Origin of the sequence: Teichococcus aestuarii (genome assembly GCF_003116135.1) — a bacterium.
GTDB lineage: Bacteria > Pseudomonadota > Alphaproteobacteria > Acetobacterales > Acetobacteraceae > Pseudoroseomonas > Pseudoroseomonas aestuarii.
In genome coordinates this window covers 127,552-145,410 of record NZ_PDOA01000010.1, presented here as the reverse complement: position 1 = coordinate 145,410, position 17,859 = coordinate 127,552, and the positions used below count along the sequence as shown (strand labels likewise).

The 17,859-nt window shown below is 67.8% G+C and carries 19 protein-coding genes; 12 read left to right on the top strand and 7 right to left on the bottom strand.

The features are described 5' to 3' along the window. Positions 1-49 precede the first annotated feature (49 nt). A complete protein-coding gene (locus CR165_RS15485) occupies positions 50-466 on the top strand; it encodes a MerR family transcriptional regulator (RefSeq protein WP_007002455.1) in 417 nt (138 codons plus the stop codon). A gap of 74 nt (positions 467-540) precedes the next feature. On the opposite strand, the gene CR165_RS15480 is transcribed toward CR165_RS15485, so the two are convergent. From CR165_RS15480 to CR165_RS15460, 5 genes are all read right to left on the bottom strand, one after another. After that, a complete protein-coding gene (locus CR165_RS15480) occupies positions 541-1,638 on the bottom strand; it encodes a YncE family protein (protein WP_007002456.1) in 1,098 nt (365 codons plus the stop codon). Between the two features lie 188 nt (positions 1,639-1,826). Then, the gene (gene arsH / locus CR165_RS15475) at positions 1,827-2,564 is read right to left on the bottom strand and encodes an arsenical resistance protein ArsH (protein WP_099095909.1); all 738 of its coding nucleotides are present in this window, start codon (positions 2,562-2,564) and stop codon (positions 1,827-1,829) included. Between the two features lie 52 nt (positions 2,565-2,616). Continuing rightward, the gene (locus CR165_RS15470) at positions 2,617-3,930 is read right to left on the bottom strand and encodes an arsenic transporter (protein WP_099095908.1); all 1,314 of its coding nucleotides are present in this window, start codon (positions 3,928-3,930) and stop codon (positions 2,617-2,619) included. Between the two features lie 108 nt (positions 3,931-4,038). Further along, complete coding sequence (arsC, locus tag CR165_RS15465; protein ID WP_109517869.1) at positions 4,039-4,464, bottom strand: arsenate reductase (glutaredoxin); 426 nt, start codon at positions 4,462-4,464, stop codon at positions 4,039-4,041. Then, positions 4,461-4,814 (bottom strand): ArsR/SmtB family transcription factor, encoded by a 354-nt coding sequence (locus tag CR165_RS15460; RefSeq protein WP_099095906.1) that lies wholly within the window; start codon positions 4,812-4,814, stop codon positions 4,461-4,463. Before CR165_RS15460 ends, arsC begins: the two co-directional genes overlap by 4 nt. A gap of 1,716 nt (positions 4,815-6,530) precedes the next feature. Here CR165_RS15460 and CR165_RS15450 point away from each other — a divergent pair. The 9 genes from CR165_RS15450 to CR165_RS15410 all read left to right on the top strand — a co-directional run bounded on the left by CR165_RS15450 (position 6,531) and on the right by CR165_RS15410 (position 13,833). Beyond that, positions 6,531-7,100 carry a cupredoxin domain-containing protein gene (locus CR165_RS15450; RefSeq protein WP_099095904.1) on the top strand — a complete coding sequence of 190 codons (570 nt, stop codon included), beginning with the start codon at positions 6,531-6,533 and terminating at the stop codon, positions 7,098-7,100. A gap of 45 nt (positions 7,101-7,145) precedes the next feature. Further along, positions 7,146-9,101 carry a copper resistance system multicopper oxidase gene (locus CR165_RS15445; RefSeq protein ID WP_109517868.1) on the top strand — a complete coding sequence of 652 codons (1,956 nt, stop codon included), beginning with the start codon at positions 7,146-7,148 and terminating at the stop codon, positions 9,099-9,101. A 5-nt stretch (positions 9,102-9,106) separates the two neighbouring features. Further along, positions 9,107-9,862 carry a copper resistance protein B gene (locus CR165_RS15440; protein ID WP_109517882.1) on the top strand — a complete coding sequence of 252 codons (756 nt, stop codon included), beginning with the start codon at positions 9,107-9,109 and terminating at the stop codon, positions 9,860-9,862. Beyond that, entirely contained in the window at positions 9,826-10,332 is a 507-nt protein-coding gene (locus CR165_RS15435) for a plastocyanin/azurin family copper-binding protein (protein WP_109517867.1), read from the top strand. Before CR165_RS15440 ends, CR165_RS15435 begins: the two co-directional genes overlap by 37 nt. Next, positions 10,313-11,080: a response regulator gene (locus tag CR165_RS15430; RefSeq protein WP_109517881.1), complete on the top strand. Its 768-nt coding sequence runs from the start codon at positions 10,313-10,315 to the stop codon at positions 11,078-11,080. Before CR165_RS15435 ends, CR165_RS15430 begins: the two co-directional genes overlap by 20 nt. Further along, positions 11,077-12,312: an ATP-binding protein gene (locus CR165_RS15425; RefSeq protein ID WP_109517866.1), complete on the top strand. Its 1,236-nt coding sequence runs from the start codon at positions 11,077-11,079 to the stop codon at positions 12,310-12,312. Before CR165_RS15430 ends, CR165_RS15425 begins: the two co-directional genes overlap by 4 nt. A gap of 10 nt (positions 12,313-12,322) precedes the next feature. Next, the gene (locus CR165_RS15420) at positions 12,323-12,796 is read left to right on the top strand and encodes a DUF411 domain-containing protein (RefSeq protein ID WP_109517865.1); all 474 of its coding nucleotides are present in this window, start codon (positions 12,323-12,325) and stop codon (positions 12,794-12,796) included. Between the two features lie 179 nt (positions 12,797-12,975). Then, complete coding sequence (locus CR165_RS15415) at positions 12,976-13,302, top strand: hypothetical protein (protein ID WP_109517864.1); 327 nt, start codon at positions 12,976-12,978, stop codon at positions 13,300-13,302. Between the two features lie 168 nt (positions 13,303-13,470). Continuing rightward, positions 13,471-13,833: a hypothetical protein gene (locus CR165_RS15410; RefSeq protein ID WP_099095897.1), complete on the top strand. Its 363-nt coding sequence runs from the start codon at positions 13,471-13,473 to the stop codon at positions 13,831-13,833. A gap of 90 nt (positions 13,834-13,923) precedes the next feature. Here the strand turns inward: CR165_RS15410 and CR165_RS15405 are convergent, their stop codons facing one another. Then, the gene (locus tag CR165_RS15405; RefSeq protein WP_099095896.1) at positions 13,924-14,127 is read right to left on the bottom strand and encodes a heavy-metal-associated domain-containing protein; all 204 of its coding nucleotides are present in this window, start codon (positions 14,125-14,127) and stop codon (positions 13,924-13,926) included. Positions 14,128-14,291: 164 nt separating this feature from the next. On the opposite strand from CR165_RS15405, the gene CR165_RS15400 reads away from it, so the two are divergent. Beyond that, positions 14,292-16,658 (top strand): heavy metal translocating P-type ATPase, encoded by a 2,367-nt coding sequence (locus CR165_RS15400; RefSeq protein ID WP_109517863.1) that lies wholly within the window; start codon positions 14,292-14,294, stop codon positions 16,656-16,658. 408 nt (positions 16,659-17,066) lie between these two features. Here CR165_RS15400 and CR165_RS24560 read toward each other — a convergent pair whose 3' ends face one another. Beyond that, entirely contained in the window at positions 17,067-17,300 is a 234-nt protein-coding gene (locus tag CR165_RS24560) for a hypothetical protein (protein WP_099095894.1), read from the bottom strand. A gap of 202 nt (positions 17,301-17,502) precedes the next feature. Here CR165_RS24560 and CR165_RS15395 point away from each other — a divergent pair, with 202 nt between their 5' ends. Continuing rightward, a complete protein-coding gene (locus CR165_RS15395; RefSeq protein ID WP_099095893.1) occupies positions 17,503-17,835 on the top strand; it encodes a four-helix bundle copper-binding protein in 333 nt (110 codons plus the stop codon). The last annotated feature ends 24 nt before the right edge of the window (positions 17,836-17,859 follow it).

Here is a 17,859-nt window from a genome sequence, read left to right as displayed (position 1 = left end):
AACTGATGACGTCTTATATAGACCCTGTAGTCGCTACAGGGTCAAGGTGATGTCTTTGGAGAACTTGCTGAACATCGGCGCTCTCGCCAGGGCGACCGGGACGAAGGTGGAAACCATTCGCTGGTATGAGCGTGTGGGGCTGCTCCCGGCCCCGGCCCGCAGCGCCGGGAACTACCGGACCTACGGCGAGGCCCACCTTGGCCGCCTGAGCTTCATCCGGCGTGCGCGGGACCTCGGCTTCTCGCTGGATCAGATCCGCACACTGCTCGACTTGGCCGAGGACCGCGAGCGCTCCTGCGACGCGGTGGACGTCATCGCCAGCGAGCACCTGGAGGATGTGGACCGGAAGATTGCCGACCTCCAGGCACTGCGCCGCGAACTGGATTCCCTCATCGGACAGTGCCGCCACGGCAAGGTGGCGGAGTGCCGCATCATCGAAGCCCTCGGTCCCAGCACTGGCGCCTGACCGTTCACACGGCTCTTCCCAGCCGTGTCCACTCCGGGCCGTTTCAGCGGTTGCCCGCCGGAACGGCCATGATCTTAGGCGCGGATCAGGCTCACCGTGTCACCGTTCGGGTCCTCGGGCGCCGGGGCCGGAGGCTGGCCCTGGGCAGGACGCGGCGCCGAGCGGGCTTTGTTGCTGACATAGGCGAGCCCCGTGCGCCGATCCACGGCCACGGTGTTCGGGTGCGTGCCGGTCTGCAGGCTCGCCAGCACGGTCAGCGCGCGCGTGTCCACCAGGCTGACCGTGCCAGCCCCACGGTTGGTGACATAGGCCAGCGCACCGTCGGTCGAGAAGGTGACGGCCAGCGCGCCCGCACCTGTCTCCAGCACCTTGACCGGCTGGCCGGACGCGGCATCCAGCACGGCCAGTTGGCCGCTCTTCTGGTTGGTGCAGAACAGGCGCCCGCTGGCGGCGTGGAAGGCCAAGTTGATTGGCCCGTCCCCGCCGGAGGCGAAGCGGCGCACCCCGGCGCGGCGGGCAAGGCTCACTTCCACCACCTCGTTCGTCTGCAAGGCGGCCACGAAGACCCGGTCTCCCGCAGGGTCATGGGTAAGGCCCGAGATACCCCCTTCCAGCCCTTCCGTGATGACGCTGGCGAGGGTGTTGGCAGCCGTGTCCACCACCCACACGGCGCTCGGCTTCTCCCGGAAGCCGAAGTTGGAGACGAAGGCGCGGTTGCGCGCCTCGTCCACGACGACCTGCCGCGGATGGTTGTTCTCGCCCTCGCCGATCTCCGTCTTGACCTTGCCGGTGCGGAGGTCAATGGCGAGCACCCTGCCTTTGCGCGTGCCGGTGCCGAACAGCATGCCGGTGCTGTCGTTCACGCCGAGGCCGAAAGCTGTGTTCGCGCCGAGCTCGATGGTGGAGCGGACCTCCAGGGTACGCGGATCCAGGCCAAGGATCTTGGCGTCGTCGGCGCCGCGCGGGCCGGTGCTCGCCACATGCACAAGGCCTGTGGTGGTGCTGACAACCAGTTCGCAGAGGCCGGGCGCCAGCTTCACGCTCTTCTCCACCGCGGCGGCACGCGCCGGTGCAGTCCGCAGGGCAAAGCCAGCCGCGCCGAGCAGCGCGAGCGCGTGGCGGCGGCGAAGCGTGGGCATGGCGGGATAGGTGACGGAGTTCGTGTTTGTCATGGCGGGCCTTTCCCGGTGGACGGGTAGCTGAGATTAACTCTCGTTAACAATAACGCGCCGCACCAACAATCCTGTCAGCTACCTGAGCCCGGCCTTCTCGTGGGCTTGGTGTCAGTGGAAACGTCTTTATCCGTTCACGAGCAGAGGTTGTCCTCTCTTGCCTACTGTCCGCACGAGAGCTCCAGCGCCTATCCGACGGCGCCCGAGAGCTTAGCCAAGTCCGCCTTGGCCTGCTTCTCCGCCCGCTCCTTGCGCTCGCTGTAGCGGTCGGTCAGGTGGCTCGAAATGTCACGAGTCAGCAGGGTGAACTTCACCAGTTCCTCCATGACGTCGACGACGCGGTCATAGAGCGGCCCCGGCAGCATGCGTCCCGCCTCGTCGAACTGCTCATGCGCTTTGGGCACGGAGGATTGGTTGGGGATGGTGATCATCCGCATCCAGCGCCCGAGCAGGCGCAGGGTGTTGACGCTGTTGAAGCTCTGGCTGCCGCCGGAGACCTGCATCACCGCCAGCATGCGCCCCTGGGTCGGACGGACGCCGCGGCTCTCCAGCGGCAGCCAGTCGATCTGGTTCTTCAGGATGCCGGTGACGGCGCCGTGCCGCTCCGGGCTGCACCAAACCTGGCCCTCGGACCACAGGGACAACTCTCGGAGTTCCGCCACCTTGGGGTGGTCGGCGGGTACGCTGTCGACCACCGGCAGGTCGCGGGGGTCGAAGACCCGCGTCTCGGCGCCGAGGCGGCGGAGGATGCGCACGGCCTCCAGCGTCAGGAACCGGCTGTAGGACCGCTCCCGCAGCGAGCCGTAGAGCAGCAGGATGCGCGGTGGGTGCGTGCTGGCGCCGGGAATGCCGAGCCGGGTGAGATTCGGCATCTGCAGATGGTCGTCGGCAACGTTGGGCAGCGTGAGGTCGAGGTCGGATGGCATTAGGGTCTCCCCGTCGTCAGGAACGGACGGATGGCGCGCTTGGTCGTGTTGCTCACGGCGTACCCACCACGGGCAGCCAAAGCGCCAGGGCGGCCAGCACGGCCAGAAGCACCGGAGGCGTGATGACGAGGCCGACCTTCATGTATTGCCCCCAGGTGATGGTAGTGCCCTTGCGCGACAGCACATGCAGCCAGAGCAACGTCGCCAGGCTGCCGATGGGGGTGAATTTGGGCCCCAGGTCGCAGCCGATGACGTTGGCGTAGACCATCGCCTCGCGGATGGCGAGCGGGATGCCCCGCGCCTGCTCGATAGCCAGGGCGCCCACCAGCACGCTCGGCATGTTGTTCATCACGGAGGAGATCAGCGCGGCGCCGACGCCCGTGCCGATGGTGGCGGCCCAGAGGCCATGCCCGGCCAGCCATTCCAGTGCGCCAGCCAGATGGTCCGTCAGCCCGGCGTTCCGCAGGCCATAGACCACCAGGTACATGCCGAGCGAAAACACGACGATCTGCCAGGGAGCCTCGCCTAGTACCTTGCGGATGGAGACAAGGGCGCCCTGCCCTCCCCGGTGCCAGCGCCCGGCCAGCACCAGCAGGAGGAGCGCTGCGGCGCCGGTCACGGCCGCCACCGGCACGCCAAGCGGTGCCAGGACGAAATAGGCCAGCAGCAGCACCGCAAGCAGCGGAAAGGCCGCCCGGAAGACGAGGTGGTCGCGGATGGCGGCGCCGGGCCGCTCCAGTCGGTCCAACGCATAGCTCGCGGGCACCTGGCGGCCATAGTAGGCCCAGAGCACGCCGAGTGTTGCCACCAGCGCCACCAGGTTCACCGGCACCATCACCGCCGCATAGCGGTCGAAGCCGATGCCGAAATAGTTGGCCGAGACGATGTTGACGAGGTTGGAGATCACCAGCGGCAGGCTGGTGGTGTCGGCCACGAAGCCGCAGGCGACGATAAAGGCGAGCGTGGCGCCTGCGGAGAAGTTCAGCCGCAGCAGGATGGCCATGACGATGGGCGTCAGCAGCAGGGCGGCGCCGTCATTGGCGAAGAAGGCAGCGATGAGCGCGCCCAGCACCACGACAAGCGGAAACAGCCGCCGCCCGTTTCCGCCGCCCCAGCGCGCCACGTGCAGCGCGGCCCACTGGAAGAACCCGGCCTCGTCCAGCAGAAGCGAGATGATGATCAGCGCCACGAAGGTGAAGGTGGCGTCCCAGACGATGTCCCAGACCACAGGGACATCGGCCCAGCCGATGACGCCCGTCAGGAGCGCCAGCACGGCGCCGCCCATGGCGCTCCAGCCGATGCCGATACCGCGTGGCTGCCAGATGACCAGGACGAGAGTGAGGACGAAGATGGCCAGGGCCAGCATGAAGGGCGTGTTCTCTCGGGCGTCAGGGCGCGCCGGACCATCCGCTGTCAGCGATGGTCAGCGGCTTGGCTCGTCGGTCCCCGGAATGGGAGGGCGCGGGCGCCCGACTCAGATCAGGCGGTGGCCCGGTTCACCGACGACCTTCTCGCCGTCCTCCTTGGTGAAGGCGCCCTGCTGCGGGTTCGGCAGGATGTCGAGCACCGCCTCGGACGGCCTGCACAGCTTCGCGCCGAGCGGTGTCACCACGATGGGACGGTTGATGAGGATGGGGTGCGCCACCATGGCGTCGAGCAACTGGTCGTCCGTAAAGGACGGATCGCCAAGGCCAAGCTCTTCGTAGGGTGTGCCCTTCTGGCGCAGGACGTCGCGCACCGGGACGCCCATGCGCCGGATGAGGTCGGCCAGCACCTCCCGCGTCGGCGGCGTCTTCAGGTACTCGATAACCTTCGGCTCCTCGCCGCTGTTGCGGATGAGGGCCAGCGTATTGCGGGACGTCCCGCAAGCCGGGTTGTGGTAGATGGTGACGTCGCTCATGGGGTGGCCTTCTCGGGCGGGCAGCAGGGAAGCAGGTCGGCGACCAGGGGCTGGCACAGGTCGGCGCGTCCGCCGCAGCAGTCCTTGACGAGGAACAGCATCATCTCCCGCAGGCGCTCGGCATCGGCCCGGTAGACGATGGACCGGCTGTGGCGCTCGGAACGAAGCAGGCCAGCGCGCGTCAGCACCGCCAGGTGCGTGGACATCGTGTTTTGGGGAACCTCGAGCTGTCGGGCGACCTCGCCCGCAGGCAGGCCCTCGGGCTCATGGCGCACCAGCAACCGGAAGGTCTCCAGCCGGGTCGACTGTGACAGGGCGCCAAGGCACGCGAGGGCGTCTTCCGATTCCATATATCGAGTATCGCCGATATGTTGGCGCAGTCAAGCTCATGCGGAGTGCTTCGCCGCATGAAGCAGGTGTCTGCTTCCCAGGCGAGCCTACCCCGGAAGCGGCCTGTCCGTGCCCGGCCAGACCCGGCCATGACGGCTGTGCGCCCACAGCAGCCGGACCTTCAGTGCAAGCCACTTCCCAGAAACCGACATGGCTCACCCTGACCGGCACGAACGCCTTCGGGGCGGAGGGACGGCGCTCCAGGACGATGAGCGGGAAGTGCCGCCACTCAAGCATGTCGCCACGCCGGAGCCACCGAGCGCCACGCCCCAGGCCCAACGGAGCCATGGTGCTCGCGTGGTTCTCCTGGGGAGGCAGACGCAGTTCAAGCAAGGACCACAGGTACCCGCGTTCATACGGGTTTAAGGGGGATTACTTGCGCTTGGGGGCCTCACCTCTTGACGCTGAGGCTAACTGAACATACCTTCAGACTGCACTTGGAACGCTGGTTTGAGCCACTTGGTTCAATCCTAACGGGTGCCCCAGCCTGTGGAAGCAGGTATCTGCGGCACTATCGCGGATCAAATTGGGTATCTATTTACACGGAAGTGTTGCGGAGGGGTCAGGCCGACGGGTCTGGCCCCAAAGCTTTTTCGGGCTATCTGACGCCGTAGAGCTGTCCCGTCTGACGCGTCCTATGAGCAATGTACGCGAAGTTCTCCTCTCTCCCGCCCTTTATCGGGTCGCCGGTGAGGTAAGACGTTTCCACGCTAGCGATAGCGCAGCCGTTGGGCGGGCCAGGCATGAACTTCAGGAAAACGATCCAAGTGTGCGAAATGCCAGGCAGCTTTGTGTGGAGTACCCACTGATAGTTGTTGATGGGCGCCAAGCGCCCGCTCATGGCGCTTCTCAACGTTTCCTTCAGGTTCCGGCTGGCAAACCAGCGAACTGGACACAGGCGCCGCCTCTCTTCCGGCCGCTCGCTTTCAACCACAAGGTCTCCCAAGCCAAGCCTTGTCGAATCCTTGTCCGTGCAGCAGTGATAGCTGAACTTGAAGCAAATGGGCATCCGAACCTTCTCACTGCCCGCCGAACCTTCAGGGCCGGGTGAGCCGGGCGCCAAGATGGTGGTGTTCCATGGCTGGAGATGGGTCAGGTCGTAGACCCCTCCATCGTATCTCGGCTGGCTCTGCCAATAAGGCATAGGCTGCGACAAGGTGCGCTCCGTCGACGACGTTTCCCTAAACCCTCGGGCAAACGGCGCCTGACAGCAGGGACTCAGCCGTTATCAGCAAAGCCAGCGGCCTTGCACCTTGGTCGGAAGACGAACTTGGCCGCGGAAAATACACGACGGAATCGTCACTACAAGTTGATATCTGAGCCTCCTCCACTTTCAGGGGGGGTGCCTGAACAGAGCCTACCGCCAGGCTGGCTGCACCCAGATTGTCGAGGTTCAGGGATTGGGTGGGCAGGTCGCTTCCTGGATCAACCCCGCCTTAGCCCGGTCACCTGTAGCGCGATCTGTCCCCCTCACGGTGAAGGTTTGAGTGGCAGGCTGGACACCGTGCCGCTGTGGGCAGGCCCATGTCACGAACCGCGCTGCGCTCCCTCACCTGAAATATCTTGTCACACTTGGGCAATCTCGGGCTCGCACTCGGAGGCCATCTTGGCCGCATCGAGTTCACGCGGCAGGCCACCGACCTGCCCCTGCTTGCACAGACCGGGGAAGCTCACCGATGCGCCTTGCCACCTCCATCGCGGCCGCCATCCTGGCCGCCATCGCTGCGGCCCAGATTCAGCCTGCCTCTGCGGACTCGGCCTACCAGGCATTCGGCACCCGTGGCCGTGCCCAGGACGTCAGGCGGACGATCGACATCGTCATGCGGGACAACAGCTACCAGCCGCAGCGCATCCAGGTCCGGGCCGGGGAGACCGTCCGCTTCCGGGTGCGCAACGCTGGCGAGCTCCTGCACGAGTTCAACATCGGCACCGCCGTCATGCACCAGCAGCACCAGCGCGAGATGCGGGCCATGTTCGACAGCGGCATGATGTCGGCGACCAGCAAGGATGCCATGGCTGGCATGGACCACTCCAGGATGCCGGGCATGAACCATGGCGCCATGGGACACGGCGGCATGGATCACGGCGCGATGCGCCACGATGACCCGAACGCCGTTCTGGTCGACCCCGGCAAGACGGGGGAGATGGTCTTCAAGTTCACCAGGGCCACCAGCCTGGAGTTCGCCTGCAACATCCCGGGCCACTACGAGTCCGGAATGGTGGGCAACGTCACCTTCTCGCGCTGACCGGCAAGACCAGCCCGCAGTGGACGTGGCCAAGGGGACCGAACGATGACCAATGACAAGCTGAGCAGGCGGCGGGCCCTGGGCCTCGGGGTCGCCGCCCTGGCGTTCCCGGCCGCGTCCGGCGCCTCGGCGCAGCCCGCCGTCGGCCGGGCGATGCCGCGCGAGTTCAACCTGACCCTGTCGCACGTGACGGCCAACATCACCGGGCGCCGCCGCCCGGCCATGGCCATCAACGGGCAGATCCCGGGTCCCGTCCTGCGCTTCCGCGAGGGCGAGGAGGTGGTGATCAACGTCACCAACCGGCTGCGCGAGCACACCTCGATCCACTGGCACGGCCTGATCCTGCCGAGCAGCCAGGACGGCGTACCGGGCATCAGCGACGGCTTCCAGGGCATCGACGCGGGCGGGACGCACCAATACCGCTTCCCGCTCGTCCAGGCTGGCACCTACTGGTACCACAGCCATTCGGGCGTGCAGGAGCAGTCCGGCATCTACGGCTCCATCGTCATCGACCCCGCGACGCCGGAACCCTTCGGCTACGACCGCGACTACATCGTCCAGTTGTCGGACTGGACGGACGAGACGCCGAGCCACGTCATCGCCAACCTCAAGCGCGATCCCGGCTACTACAACTACAACAAGCGCACCCTGGCCAGCCTGGTCGGCGAACTCCGCCGGGCGCCGGACGGCGCCGCGCGGTCAGCCATCGTCTCCGACCGCGTCATGTGGGGCGACATGCGGATGGACCCGACCGACATCGAGGATGTCGGCGGCTACACCTACCTGGTCAACGGCCACACTCCGGCACAGAACTTCACGGCGCTCTTCCGGCCCGGCGAGACGGTGCGCCTGCGCTTCATCAACAGCGGCGCCATGACCCACTTCGACGTGCGCGTCCCCGGCCTCGAGATGACCGTGGTGCAGGCGCATGGCAACAACGTCCGCCCCGTCACCGTGGATGAGTTCCGCATCGCACCGGCAGAGACCTTCGACGTCCTGGTCCGCCCGCGCGACGGGCGCCAGTACCAGGTGCTGGCGGAATCCATGGGCCGCCAGGGCTTCGCGCAGTTCAGCCTGGCCACGCGGGAAGGCCTGCCCGCCCTGCCTCTGCCGCCGCACCGTCCGCGCCCGGTTCTGACCATGGCCGACATGGGCATGAACTACGGGCCCAGCGGACTGGACCGCGGCACACCGATGCCGGAGGTTGACGCCCCGGGCCACGTCGCGCCGATGGACATGGGGGGCATGGATCACTCCGCCATGCAGATGCCCGCCGGGGGTTCCCAGGGCATGCAGGGCCAGTCCATGGGCGGCATGAACCATGGAAACATGGCTGGCATGGGCCACTCCTCCATGTCGGGGATGAACCAACCGGCGATGCCCGGGATGGATCACTCCAGCATGCGGGGCATGGCCCCCTCGTCCATGGCCGGGATGAACCACGGCAACATGCCCGGCATGAATCATGGCTCGACGGGCGCCGGTGCCATGGGCGGCATGGACCACGGCGCCATGGCGATGCCAGACCCCCTGGTGAACGATGTCGGCGCGCCGCCGGGTGCTCGCGTTCTGTCCTACCGCAACCTCCGGGCCGCCAAGCCGCTCTACCCGGTCCGGGAGCCAACCCGCATCATCGAGATCCGGCTGACCGGCAACATGGAGCGGTACTTCTGGTCCATCAACGGCAACAGCTTCAGCCAAGCGCAGCCCATCCAGCTCCACCTCGGCGAGCGTGCGCGCTTCCGCTTCGTCAACGAGACGATGATGAGCCACCCGATGCACCTGCACGGCATGTGGATGATTCCGCAGGTCGGCAACGGGGCCGAGAATCCGCTGCTGCACACCGTCAACATCAAGCCGGGCTCGACGCTCGACGTCGACATCGAGGCGGACGCGCCCGGCGGCTGGGCCTTCCACTGCCACATGCTCTACCACATGGAGACTGGGATGATGCGCAAGGTATCTGTGGTCTCGGCACGCCAGGCGGCTTCGGCGCGGTGACGGTCATGAAGACCAAGAGCATCCTGACCGCCGCCGCCTCGGCCGTCCTGGCCATCGGCGCGCTCCAGGCCGCACCGGCGCACGCGCAGGCGATGCCGCACAGCACCGAGCCCCCGTTCAGCCACGAGGTGTTCACCGGCGCCGTGCTGTTCGAGAAGCTGGAGTACGGCTGGGGGTTGGACGGCCCCAACATCGGCCGCTGGGACGGGCAGGCCTGGTATGGCGGCGACGTCAACCGGGTTTGGCTGAAGACCGAGGGCGAGACGGCGCGGAACGGCCGGGTCGAGAGCGCCGAGATCCAACTGCTCTACTCGCGCCTGATCGGCTATTACTGGGACCTCCAGGCCGGTGTCCGCTACGACATCCGCCCCAGGCCGGACCGCTTCTACGGCGTCATCGGCCTGCAAGGGCTGGCGCCCGGCATGTTCGAGGTCGACCTCCAGGGTTTTGTCAGCGAGCGCGGCGACCTGTCGGCGCGCGCGGAGGTGTCCTACGACGCCTACATCACGCAGCGCCTGGTGCTCCAGCCCAACATCGAGGCCAATTTCGCGCTCCAGAAGGTGCCCGAACTTCACGTCGGCAGCGGCATCAACGACATCGAGGCCGGGCTGCGCCTGCGCTACGAGTTCACGCGCGAGGTCTCACCCTACATCGGCGTCAGCTACGAGCGGAAGCTTGGTGACACGGCCCGCTACGCCCGCAACGACGGTGAGGATGTGGGCGGATGGACCTTCATGACCGGCATCCGGCTGTTCTTCTAAGACGAGACAAAACCATGATGATCCGCACGACCCTTGTCGCGTTGCTGATGATGACGGGGCTGGCCAGCGCCGCTGAGCCAGCCGCCACGGTCCGCCAGTTGAACCGCGGTCCCGTGGCAGGCGACACCTTCGCCTACGATCCCGCTCTGGTGCGGGTCCCGGTGGGCGGCTCCGTCCGCTTCGAGCCCACCGACAAGGGTCACAACGTCGCCCCCATTCAGTCGCTTTGGCCTGCGGGCGCGCCGCCGCTCACCGTGCCGTTCAACAGCGAGGCAACGGTGACCTTCGACCGGCCCGGCGTTTACCCCGTGCAGTGCACGCCCCACACTGGTCTGGGCATGGTGGCCCTGATTGTGGTGGGAGACGCTGACATGACCGAATTCGCAGCGAAGGCTGCATCCGCCCCCGGCCTGGCTCCGAAGGCACGGGCGAAGCTGGGTGTCCTCGCCGGTGCCGCCGGTCAGTCCTGACACGGAGCGGGAGGGGCGGGGCAGCCCGCTCCCCCTCGAGGCTCACATTCTCGTCGTCGAGGACGACGGGGAGATGCGCACGCTCATCGCCAAGTTCCTGCGCCAGAACGGCTTCCGGGTCACGGGGGCGCGGAACGGCGCGGAGATGTGGGACACTATCTCGCTGTCCCCGGTGGACCTGGTGCTGCTGGACGTGATGCTGCCAGGCCAGTCGGGGCTCGACCTGTGTCGGATGCTCCGAGCGAGGTCCGAGGTCCCGATCATCATGGTGACGGCCCGCGGCGAGGAGGCCGACCGGGTGGTGGGCCTCGAACTCGGCGCCGACGACTACCTCCCCAAGCCGTTCAGCCGTCCAGAACTCCTGGCCCGGATCCGGGCCGTCCTGCGGCGCGCCCAGGCCGGGGCAGCCCGGACGGGGCTCGTCACCGGCGACAGGATGGTCTTCGCCGACTGGCTCCTCGACACCCGGCGCCGCGAACTGGCGGCACCCGACGGCTCGGCGGTTGATCTGTCCAGCGGCGAGTATGACCTGCTCCTGGCTTTCTGCGAGCACCCACAACGCGTCCTGTCGCGCGACCAGTTGCTGGACCTCGCCCGCAACCGGATCTCGGGCAGCATCGACCGCTCGGTGGACGTCATGGTCAGCCGCCTCCGGAGAAAGCTGGAGCCGCTGTCGGACAGCCCCGCCATCATCAAGACTGTTCGGGGCGCAGGCTACATGTTCGTCCCTTCGGTCGCGCGTCGATGAGGCGGCTGCTCCCCAGCACCCTGGCTGGCCGCATCATCCTGGTGCTGCTGGTCGGCTTGATGGCGTTCCATGTCGGCAGCCTGTGGCTGCACCAAACAGGCAGCGATATCCTGCTGGGAAGCACGCAGCAGAAGGTCACTGGCGAGCGGGTCGCCGCGGCCGCCCGCGCCATCGGCATGGTGCCGCCGGATGCCCGCGAGGCAGTGGCCCAGGCACTGTCCTCCCCGGGCTTCCAGGTGCGCTGGCGACCCGGTGTCGCAGTGGGGGCCGTGACGGCCCAGAATCTTACCGCCAGCGGCCATCTGGAGGCCGAAGGTGCGGTCAGTCTGCCGGACGGCGGCCATCTCTGGTACCACGCCGACCCGCTGCAAGCGCAGCCGGAGCACGCCACACTCCTCTCCACCACCGCCATGGCCATCGGCATTTTGGTGCTGGGCCTACTGGTCGTGCGCCTCATCGCGCGGCCGTTGCGGGAGCTTTCCAGCGCGGCCGACCGCATCGGCAGGCCCGGGCAGACGGTCACCGTGCCCGAGGAGGGACCCCGCGAGGTTCGGCAGGCGGCACAGGCGTTCAACCGCATGCAGGCGCGCATCGACCGCCTCATTGCCGACCGGACACAGGCGCTCGCGGCCGTCAGTCATGACCTCCGGACCCCATTGGCACGGCTGCGCCTGCGCGCGGGCTTCCTGGACGACGCCGAGGCGCAACGGCAGATCGACGCCGACCTCGACGAGATGGATGCCATGATTGCCTCCACGCTGGCCTACCTGCGGGGCGACGAGGAGCAGGAGGAGGTCCGGTCCGCCGACATCGCAGCGATGCTCCAGACCCTCTGCGGCGACGCTGAGGACATGGGCAAGTCGGTGACCTATGAGGGGCCTTCGCAGGCGCGGCTTCCCTGCCGGGCCATCGCCCTGAAGCGCGCCTTCGCCAACGTCATCGACAACGCGCTGAAGTACGGCCTCTCGGCCCGGGTGACCCTGTCCGACCTGGGGCAGGAACTCGTGGTTCATGTGGACGACATTGGGCCGGGGGTTCCCGAGGCGCAGCTGGAGAGCGTCTTCCAGCCCTTCTACCGCCTCGAGGAGTCCCGCAACCGCAGCACTGGCGGCTCCGGCCTCGGCTTGGCCATCGCACGGCAGGCGGTCGGCCGCCATGGCGGGTCGGTCGCGCTTCAGAACATCACAGGCGGGGGGCTGCGCGCCAGCATCATCCTGCCTAGACCAGCCTAGGAGCGCGAATATGCGTATCGTCACCACCCGTCGAGGTCTCACAAGCGGCCTACTTGGCTTGGCACTGCTGCCCACGGCCTGTGGCGGGCCGCCCAAGGTCGAAGCTTGGCGGGATCGCACCTGCGGCTGCTGCGGTGGCTGGGTCGCGCACTTGCGGGCCGAGGGCTTCGAGGTCGACGACAAGGTCGTGGATGCGGTCGGGCCATACCGGCAGGCGCTTGGCACACCCTCGGACCTGCTCTCCTGCCATGCCGGGAAGACTGGTCGTTACGCCATGGAAGGGCATGTCCCCGCCGCGGCAATCCGGCGCCTGCTCAAGGAAAGGCCCGACGGCGTTGCTGGGCTTTCCGTGCCCGCCATGCCGATCGGCGTGCCGGGCATGGAGGTGCCGGGCGCGGAGCCCTCGACCTACGACGTCGTCGCCTTTGGCCGCGACGGCGCCTGGCGGCCGTGGATGCGGTTCCGCGGACTGGAAGCCCTATGAGCGAGTCCCCCGCCGTCTCAACCTGCAACATGCTGCCTCGAAGCATGCTGCCGTTCCACGTCATGCAAGGCGCGTCGGTCACCCCCTGTGACCGCCTGCTCGCCGTGCAACGTCGTCGCCCCAGCCCGCCGAGGCGGGCCGGGGCGCCTGCCGAACCCCTGCCATCTCAAGGAGGACACATGGTCCACATGACTTCGAAGGCGATCGGGAAGGTCGCATTGGCTGCAACGCTGCTGCTCGGCGTGGCCGCCTGCGCGCAGCCCGGCGGCCCGCCTGCGGCGACCCCGACCTCGTCGCAGATGTCCTTGCCTCCGACATCCACGACGCCGCCGGGTTCGTCCGCCGCCCAGGGCAGCATGGGCTCCATGCAGGGTCACAACATGGGAGGCATGAACATGCAGCAGATGATGCAGCACTGTCAGCAGATGCGGGCGCAGGCCCAGCAGGGCACGATGTCGCCGCAGATGCAGCAGATGATGCAGCACTGTCAGATGATGAACCACTGACGAGATGGGGCGGGACGCCCCAGGGCGTCCCGCCTCGCACCGCGTGGAAGCCGGGGTGCAGTTCCGCTGACATCAATTGATAAGATGGCGCAAGCGGGCTGACACAGTGGCGGCCCATCCTCTCCAGGTGCCGGACGAGAAACGGCAAACCTGATTGAGGATCTCGCTATGACACCCCGCTTCCAATCCGCGCTTTTCGCCCTCTCCCTGTTTGCGGCGATCGGCACTTCCGCCGCGGTAGCGCACGCCAACGGGCCCATCGAGGTTGTTGGGCAGGGCGAGAACTTTGCCGTGGTCTACCCGCCCGGCCATGACGAGAACGTCGTGGGTGGCGGGCGTGTCGCCGTTGCCGGGGGCGGGGAAAACCTGAGGATTCGCTACCTCGATCCCGGCGCCGCGCACCCGGTCCCCGGCGTTCCGGTTCCGACTGGCGGAGAATCGAGCGGCGTCGCCTACATCCAGCCCGACCACCACTACGGTGCGAAGACGGCCGAGGTGATGAGCAACCCGCACGTCCGGCATCACATGTAGCACCGGCCGACGCTGGCGCAGGACGGCATCACAGTCGCCGGAGCAGCCTGCTCCGGCTACGGTGTCCGGCGCAGCTCGTTGCCGGGAAGCTCAGGCGGGCACGGGCTGGTTGGCGTAGCCCGCTTCCTGGATGGCCGCGGCGAGCTCCGTCTGGGATACCGAGGAGATCACGGTCACCCGCCTGTTCTCCACGTCAGCGCTGAACTCGGCAGCGGTGTCCTTGGCCTTGATGGCGCCCTCTACCTTCTTGGCGCAGCCACTGCACTTCATGCCGGGAACGTCGAAGCGGTACATCGTGCTCTCCTCCTCAATGACCGTCCAACAGGTGGGGCTTTCCACTATGGGAAGGTCAAGGCCAGCAGGGTGTCCGATCGGCGCCCTTGACCTTCCCACAATGGGAAACCCCACCTCCTAGAGCACCGAACGTCGAGCACAGCAGTCTTGGAGGAGTCCCGCAGATGGGAGAGCATCACCACCATCACCATGGTCACGGCGCTCATACGCCAGCTAACGACGACCAGACTCTGGTGCGCGACCCGGTCTGCGGGATGACGGTTGACCCTGCCAAGACGCCGCACCACGCCCACCACGGCGGCGCCGCGTTCCATTTCTGCTCGGCTGGATGCAAGGGAAAGTTCGAGGCTCACCCGGACAGGTACCTGAAGCCGGAGAAGGCTGTCGCGCCGACGGCTGCGCAGAAGGCCGCCATCTACACCTGCCCCATGCACCCGGAGATCCGGCAGCAAGGCCCGGGCAACTGCCCCATCTGCGGCATGGCCCTGGAGCCGCTGGAGATTACTGCCGAGGCCGCGCCCAACGAGGAACTCGCCGACATGACGCGGCGGTTCTGGATCGGCCTGGTGCTGACCCTTCCTGTCCTCGTCCTGGAGATGGGCGCCCACATCCCGGGCCTCGGCATCCATCACCTGGTGCCGCCCAGGGTCTCCGTTTGGGTCCAGTTCCTGCTCGGGACGCCGGTCGTGCTCTGGGCGGGCTGGCCCTTCTTCGTGCGCGGCTGGCAGTCGTTCAGGAACCGCAGGCTGAACATGTTCAGCCTGATCGCCCTCGGGACCGGCGCCGCCTACCTCTATAGCCTGGTCGCGACCTTCGCGCCTGGCGTCTTCCCCGAGGGCTTCCGCGGCATGGACGGCACCGTCGCCGTCTACTTCGAGGCGGCCGCCGTCATCACGGTGCTCGTCCTGCTCGGCCAGGTGCTGGAGTTGCGCGCCCGCGAGCAGACTGGCGGCGCCATCCGCGCCCTGCTGAACATGGCGCCCAAGACGGCGCGGCGCCTCAAGGAAAGCGGCGAGGACGAGGAGATCCCGCTGGCCGAGGTGAGCGTCGGTGACCGGCTGCGGGTGCGTCCGGGCGAGAGCGTGCCGGTGGACGGCGCGGTGCTGGAAGGGAGCGGCGCCGTGGACGAGTCCATGGTCACCGGTGAATCCCTGCCGGTCGAGAAGGCGCCGGGGTCCAAGGTCATCGGCGGCACCGTGAACGGCACCGGCGCGCTGGTCATGCGGGCGGGCAAGGTCGGCTCCGACACCATGCTGTCCCGCATCGTCGCCATGGTCGCCGAGGCGCAGCGCAGTCGGGCGCCCATCCAGCGCATGGCCGACACGGTCTCCGGTTACTTCGTCCCGGCGGTCATCGCCGTGGCGGCGCTGGCCTTCGTCGCCTGGGCAGCCTGGGGCCCGAGTCCCGCGCTCTCCTACGGGCTGATCGCGGCCGTCTCGGTGCTCATCATCGCCTGCCCCTGTGCGCTCGGCCTGGCAACGCCCATGAGCATAATGGTCGGCGTCGGCAAGGGCGCGTCCGCGGGCGTGCTCATCAAGAGCGCCGAGGCGCTCGAGCACATGGAGAAGGTCGACACCCTGGTCGTGGACAAGACCGGCACGCTGACGGAGGGCAAGCCCAAGGTCGTGGCCGTGGTCCCGGCACCCGGCCTGACCGAGGCCGAGGTGCTGCCGCTGGCCGCCAGCCTGGAGCGGTCCAGCGAGCACCCGCTGGCGGCCGCGGTCGTGGCCGCCGCCAAGGAACGCGGCATGGCCTTCCGCGAGCCTGCCGACTTCGCGTCCGTCACGGGCAAGGGCGTGACCGGCACGGTGGGGGGGCGCCAAGTCGCGCTGGGCAACGCGCGGCTGATGCAGGAGCTTGGTGTCGACCTGGGTGGTCTCGCCACCCGGGCCGACGAGCTCCGGCGTGAGGGCGGCACGGCGCTCTTCCTGGCCGTGGACGGCAGGCCGGGCGGCGTCATCGCGGTGGCCGACCCTGTCAAGCAGAGCACGCCCGCCGCGCTGGAGAGCCTGCGCGCCAGCGGCATCCACATCGTCATGCTGACGGGCGACAACCGCACGACGGCGGAGGCGGTGGCCCGCAGGCTCGGCATCGAGGACTTCCAGGGCGACGTCCTGCCCGAGGACAAGCACCGCATCGTCCGGGAGCTCCGCGCCAAGGGGAAGGTCGTCGCCATGGCGGGCGACGGCGTGAACGACGCCCCGGCGCTGGCGGAGGCCGACGTCGGCATCGCCATGGGCACCGGGACGGACGTCGCCATGCAGAGCGCGGGCGTGACCCTGGTGAAGGGCGACCTCGCGGGCATCGCGCGGGCGCGGCTCCTGTCGCGCGCGGTGATGCGCAACATCCGGCAGAACCTGTTCTTCGCCTTCGTCTACAACGCGGCCGGGGTGCCCCTGGCGGCGGGCGTGCTGTACCCGGTCCTGGGCCTGCTGCTCAGCCCGATCGTGGCGGCCCTGGCCATGGCGCTGAGCTCTGTCTCGGTCATCGGCAACGCGCTGCGCCTGCGGGCCGTCCGCTTGCAGGATTAGGCCCGCCTGGTCCTGTGAAGGCATCGGCGTGCTCGCCCCCGGCCGCCAGGGCGAGCACGCCGGTGCTGCAAGGCGACAGCAATGACATCCGGCCTGCGATGCCCCGCAGCTCCAGGCGTCGTGGTCGCATTCGAAGCGAGGTTAAGCGAGGCAGCGCAGGTGCGGAAATCTCCGATGTGCCGCGTTCTTCGCAAGCCGAATAGGAAACCATCCGGCAGACGGACGCTTACTGGCGAAGGCTCGTAGGGCGGATGAACCGATGCGCTGGACGGAAAGCGCGATCCAGGCTGTGACTGCTTTGGTGCTCGCCATATGCGTGTCCATCCTTGCTGTGCCTGCGGTGGCACATAACGCCATGTCCCCGACGTCCCCCCCTGCGGCCCTCACCCAGGCGTCCGCGTACGCTGGTCACGCCACGCCCGCTCCCCACCATGCCCGGATGTCTGGTCCGGCTGCGAAGGCAAGGACGGCAGGCAAGAAGTGCTGCCCGAACTGCGACGGCGATGCCGTCCGGCCAGGCTGCTGCGTCATCGGGCACTGCGGGAGCGGCGCTGCCCTCCTGCCGCCGGTCAGCCCGCAGGTCACGCTCCTGGTCAGCGGCAGCGATTTCTTTGCCATGCCGCCACCTTCGATCGCGGGCATCTTCTCCGACCTTCCTTCTCCACCACCCCGATAAGGCGTCCTGAGCGTCTCCGCAGAGCCCCAGGGCCTGCGGAAGGCGGAGCATGGCCGAGCCCTCCGTCCAACGGGCGCCCGCACCCACGCTCGTCACCTCAATTGGGCAGCCGACCTGCCGAGCAGGCTGGCGAACCCCGCCTCACGGACATCCTAACGGAGAAGAAAGATGCATCAGATGACCCCCGCCATGCAGGCTTGCATCGAGGAATGCCTGCGCTGCCACTCCACCTGCCTGGGCACGGCCATGAACCACTGCCTGGAAGCGGGCGGCAAGCACGTGGAGCCGCATCACTTCAGGCTGATGATGGCCTGCGCCACCATCTGCCAGACCTCTGCCGACATGATGCTGATCGGCACGCCCCACCATAAGCACACCTGTGCCGAGTGCGCCGAGATCTGCGAGGAGTGCGCCAAAAGCTGCGAGGCCGTGGGTGGCATGGAGGACTGCGTCGCGCAGTGCCGCAAGTGCGCCGCGTCCTGCCGCGAGATGAGCGCCTGACGCCGGGACAAGGACCGGACAGCG

Coding starts and splice junctions, on each gene's coding strand:
- arsC (WP_109517869.1), bottom strand. CDS start 4,464: ATGAGCGACGTCACCATCTACCACAACCCGGCTTGCGGGACGTCCCGC.
- CR165_RS15405 (WP_099095896.1), bottom strand. CDS start 14,127: ATGTACCGCTTCGACGTTCCCGGCATGAAGTGCAGTGGCTGCGCCAAG.
- CR165_RS15420 (WP_109517865.1), top strand. CDS start 12,323: ATGCGTATCGTCACCACCCGTCGAGGTCTCACAAGCGGCCTACTTGGC.
- CR165_RS15460 (WP_099095906.1), bottom strand. CDS start 4,814: ATGGAATCGGAAGACGCCCTCGCGTGCCTTGGCGCCCTGTCACAGTCG.
- CR165_RS15450 (WP_099095904.1), top strand. CDS start 6,531: ATGCGCCTTGCCACCTCCATCGCGGCCGCCATCCTGGCCGCCATCGCT.
- CR165_RS15400 (WP_109517863.1), top strand. CDS start 14,292: ATGGGAGAGCATCACCACCATCACCATGGTCACGGCGCTCATACGCCA.
- CR165_RS24560 (WP_099095894.1), bottom strand. CDS start 17,300: ATGCCCGCGATCGAAGGTGGCGGCATGGCAAAGAAATCGCTGCCGCTG.
- CR165_RS15440 (WP_109517882.1), top strand. CDS start 9,107: ATGAAGACCAAGAGCATCCTGACCGCCGCCGCCTCGGCCGTCCTGGCC.
- CR165_RS15410 (WP_099095897.1), top strand. CDS start 13,471: ATGACACCCCGCTTCCAATCCGCGCTTTTCGCCCTCTCCCTGTTTGCG.
- CR165_RS15395 (WP_099095893.1), top strand. CDS start 17,503: ATGCATCAGATGACCCCCGCCATGCAGGCTTGCATCGAGGAATGCCTG.
- CR165_RS15470 (WP_099095908.1), bottom strand. CDS start 3,930: ATGCTGGCCCTGGCCATCTTCGTCCTCACTCTCGTCCTGGTCATCTGG.
- CR165_RS15435 (WP_109517867.1), top strand. CDS start 9,826: ATGGACCTTCATGACCGGCATCCGGCTGTTCTTCTAAGACGAGACAAA.
- arsH (WP_099095909.1), bottom strand. CDS start 2,564: ATGCCATCCGACCTCGACCTCACGCTGCCCAACGTTGCCGACGACCAT.
- CR165_RS15485 (WP_007002455.1), top strand. CDS start 50: ATGTCTTTGGAGAACTTGCTGAACATCGGCGCTCTCGCCAGGGCGACC.
- CR165_RS15425 (WP_109517866.1), top strand. CDS start 11,077: ATGAGGCGGCTGCTCCCCAGCACCCTGGCTGGCCGCATCATCCTGGTG.
- CR165_RS15415 (WP_109517864.1), top strand. CDS start 12,976: ATGGTCCACATGACTTCGAAGGCGATCGGGAAGGTCGCATTGGCTGCA.
- CR165_RS15480 (WP_007002456.1), bottom strand. CDS start 1,638: ATGACAAACACGAACTCCGTCACCTATCCCGCCATGCCCACGCTTCGC.
- CR165_RS15445 (WP_109517868.1), top strand. CDS start 7,146: ATGACCAATGACAAGCTGAGCAGGCGGCGGGCCCTGGGCCTCGGGGTC.